At 52.8% G+C, this 3,429-nt stretch carries 4 protein-coding genes; 1 reads left to right on the forward strand and 3 read right to left on the reverse strand.

The window, feature by feature from the left end; all coding sequences use genetic code 11:
- The 3 genes from AC0GNR_RS19415 to AC0GNR_RS19425 form a co-directional block, all read right to left on the reverse strand.
- On the reverse strand, positions 1 to 774 hold a 774-nt coding region (locus AC0GNR_RS19415; RefSeq protein ID WP_472902384.1), incomplete at its 3' end, for an IS30 family transposase.
- 357 nt (positions 775 to 1,131) lie between these two features.
- Positions 1,132 to 1,605, reverse strand: a complete 474-nt coding sequence (locus AC0GNR_RS19420) for a hypothetical protein (RefSeq protein WP_472902385.1) — start codon at positions 1,603 to 1,605, stop codon at positions 1,132 to 1,134.
- Positions 1,606 to 1,665: 60 nt separating this feature from the next.
- Positions 1,666 to 2,091, reverse strand: coding sequence for a hypothetical protein (locus AC0GNR_RS19425; RefSeq protein WP_472902386.1), 426 nt, complete (start codon positions 2,089 to 2,091; stop codon positions 1,666 to 1,668).
- Positions 2,092 to 2,309: 218 nt separating this feature from the next.
- Here AC0GNR_RS19425 and AC0GNR_RS19430 point away from each other — a divergent pair, with 218 nt between their 5' ends.
- Positions 2,310 to 3,272, forward strand: coding sequence for an IS5 family transposase (locus tag AC0GNR_RS19430; protein ID WP_472901589.1), 963 nt, complete (start codon positions 2,310 to 2,312; stop codon positions 3,270 to 3,272).
- Positions 3,273 to 3,429: the final 157 nt, after the last annotated feature.

The following is a 3,429-nucleotide window of genomic DNA, read 5'->3' on the forward strand; positions in this document are numbered from 1 at the left end:
CTCCTTGTGCATCGCCATCTCCCGGCCCTGGTCGTACGTCATGCTCTGGCGCATGGGCGCGGCGATCCCCAACAGCTTGTCAGAGAAGGCCTGCATCACGTTGGCTGCGCTGGCGGGTTTGAACTCGGGCAGTTTGATGAGCATGAGCAGCCTGCTGGTGCGCTCGACCAAGGTGCCCACGGCACTGGCGTTGGCCGCCCCCTTGATCAGGTCACCCTCCCAGTGGCCAGGAAACTGCCGGTCTTCGATCTCCGGCGGTCGCAGGTGGATGCTCACCATGTCAGGGATCTGGCCGCGCCGGTCTTGCCCTTTGCTGCGAGGTACGCGCTTGTTGTGGGCGTGGCGCAGGGAGGCGATCAGCTCACGCTTGAGCTCGCCCACGGGCTGGGCGTAGATGCAGTTGTAGATGGTCTCGTGTGACACGCGGTGCTCATGGCCTTTGGGGAAGATGCGTGCCAGTGTCAGGGCAAGCTGCTCGGGCGACCAGCGATGGCCCAGAAAGTGGCGCATCAGGCCGAACAGGATGCCATCTGGATGGAGCTTGATCGGCGGGCGACTTTGCTGGCGTCTTCGTTGGGCGCAAGTACTCGCTGTGGCGCTGGCGTAGCCTTCCGGCTGTGCGTTGCGCCGCAGCTCTCGGCTGATGGTGCTGGGAGAACGCCCCAGGACCTGGGCCATGGCGCGAACAGTGAACTTCTGCTGGGCCAAGCTGGCCAGCGTCACCCGGTCTTCAGGCTGGAGCTGTTGATAGTGCTTGGATGGGGTGCTTTGCATCTGCGGACCTTACTCGGTGGCAGGTGTTGCACTTCACTTTTGAATCCGCCAGGGGGCATTTCACGTTCTGTTTCTGGGCCGCAAATAGGAAATAGTGCCGCAAAAAAATTGACTGCACCAGCCAATGAGCAATTCCATAGAATTTTAAGATTTGGTTGGTGGCTGAGTTCTGATATTCGAGTTTCTGGCGTCAGCGATTGTCAGTTTCTCCACTCACTCATTTCCGCAACGAGAGTTGATCTTGAATGCCTGCTCAATAGTCCGCAACACTCCACTCTCGCTCATTGAAGCCCATGGTGTTACGCCTCAGAGTTATGTGCGCTTTGTCTGGTGTGAGTGTATGCTAGAGCGCTCATATCATTCGTCAGATATCAGCGTCGAACATATTGATTTATTAAGAAAAACTTCGAAAATAACCAATCCTTCTGAGTCTTGGTATCTGCTTAAAAACTCAACACCAACATTGATTAGGCTCTTTTTTGTCTCATCCGTACAGCCCTGCTGCTTGAGTATTTCCGTTAGCTTTGCCGCGCCTTTTTGATTGATTTCTGTAATGGATTTATGGTTCAACAGTTTGTATTGACTGAGAATTCTATTGTTGGTGTATTCAACTGAAATTAAAACTGTCTCAGCATCAACTTGGTATGGAAGCTTGCTGTTGATATTGGGTAGTTCGCTTAGGAAGTTGCTTAATAAGTATTCCCTTGCGCTCAGCCTGGGTTCGTCAACTTCTAGATTGTTATTTCTTTGCAGGGATGCGTATATTAATCCTGCAACAAGCATCAGAAGAAAAAACAATATTTTTAAATATTTACTCATTGATGCAGCCAATAAAAAACGCTCAAGAGATAGCGTTGAGCCATCTCCTTGAGCGTTTAGAGGGTGTAAAAATTAATTCGAGCCTTCTTGAATGGTTTTTTCCTCACCCATTGTCATTTTAATAATGGAGGGGTAGGAGTAAGCACTCCCGTTGTTGTGGTCAATAATCGCTCCAATGCCGCCGCCGAAGATGATGTTGCCGAACATATTTGCTTTTGTCTTGGATACTACGTTCGCACGAGCGTCTGAGTAACCCTGTTTTGTGCATTTAACCAGTAAATCCTTGTTTGAGCGATGTACCATAACATTGGCAGGGGTTACTGCCGTCCACACACCTTCGTCGTTCTTCATTTCACAATTGGCACCGATCAAATCTTTGCTATCTGCGCTATACGTCATTAGAGACAGGTTTTGACTGGTTCCTTCACCAGTGAGTGTAGAGCAGCCGGAAATAATTATTGACAAACTGATCATGGTGACAGCAGTGTATTTTTTCATCTTTTTACTTTTTCAGTTGATTGTGTTTTTTTGGTGGGTAATTTTCAGTTCTCAAGCGAACCACGAACTGAAAATTTGAGTGATAGATGGTTGAAACATTTTGAAACCATCGTCACATTTGACACGGTAATGACATCAAACGTTACTGTCAAGGAAACTCTGCAAAACCACCCCAGCGGCATGGCAGATGTAAGCCCAGCGCGGCACACTCGGGCACCATGAAACAAAGCAGCTTTGACTTGAACCTGAGCACGCGCAAGACCCGCAAGCAGGTGTTTTTGCAGCAGATGGAAACCGTGGTTCCATGGGCTGCCCTGGTCGAGCTGATAGCCCCGTATTACAGCGAAGGGCGCAATGGTCGCCCACCCTTTGCGCTGGAGACGATGCTGCGAGTGCACTTCATGCAGCAGTGGTTCAGTCTGTCAGACCCGGCCATGGAGGAAGCCTTCTTCGACACACCGCTTTACCGCGAATTCGCTCAGCTCGATACCTTTGGCCGACTGCCCGACGAGAGCACCATTCTTCGGTTCCGCCACAGGCTGGAGAAACACAAGCTGGCCGATCAGATCCTGGCCACCGTCAACGAACTGCTGCAGCAGCGCGGCTTGCTGCTCAAGGCCGGCACCGCTGTAGATGCCACCCTCATCGCCGCGCCCAGCTCCACCAAGAACAAAGACAAAGCGCGAGACCCCGAGATGCACTCGAGCCAAAAGGGCAACGAGTGGCACTTTGGCATGAAAGCCCACATAGGCGTGGATGCCGACTCGGGCTTGGTGCACACCGTGCGAGGCACCTCGGGCAACGTAGCCGATGTCACCGAGGGCAACAGCCTGCTGCATGGTCAAGAGACGGACGTGTTCGGTGACGCGGGCTACCAAGGCGCAGACAAGCGCCCCGATGCAAAAGCCAGCCACAAATGGCATGTGGCCATGCGCCCAGGCAAGCGCAAGAAGCTGGACAAAGACAGCAACTCGAGGGATGCGCTGATCGACAAAGTCGAGAAGATCAAGGCCGGGATTCGCGCCAAGGTGGAGCACCCGTTTCGGGTGATCAAGCGCCAGTTTGGCTTCACGAAGGTGCGATATCGGGGTCTGAAGAAGAACACCTTGCAGATCAAGACGCTGTTTGCGTTGTCCAACTTGTGGATGGCCCGTCACAAACTGATCGGAGCACAGGCGTGAGTGCGACCGAAACCGGGTCAGTGGCCCTCAGGCGGCCCCAAATGGGGCAAACCGGATACGAATTCCAACCCAAACTGTGCCGGATCGCGCGAAAGCTCATCGGACGAAACTCCGTCAGGCACGTAACACGCTGGCTGGTGGGTTTTTCAGAGCATCC

The organism is Hydrogenophaga sp. LT287 (assembly GCF_055702805.1).

Coding starts and splice junctions, on each gene's coding strand:
- AC0GNR_RS19430 (WP_472901589.1), top strand. CDS start 2,310: ATGAAACAAAGCAGCTTTGACTTGAACCTGAGCACGCGCAAGACCCGC.
- AC0GNR_RS19425 (WP_472902386.1), bottom strand. CDS start 2,091: ATGAAAAAATACACTGCTGTCACCATGATCAGTTTGTCAATAATTATT.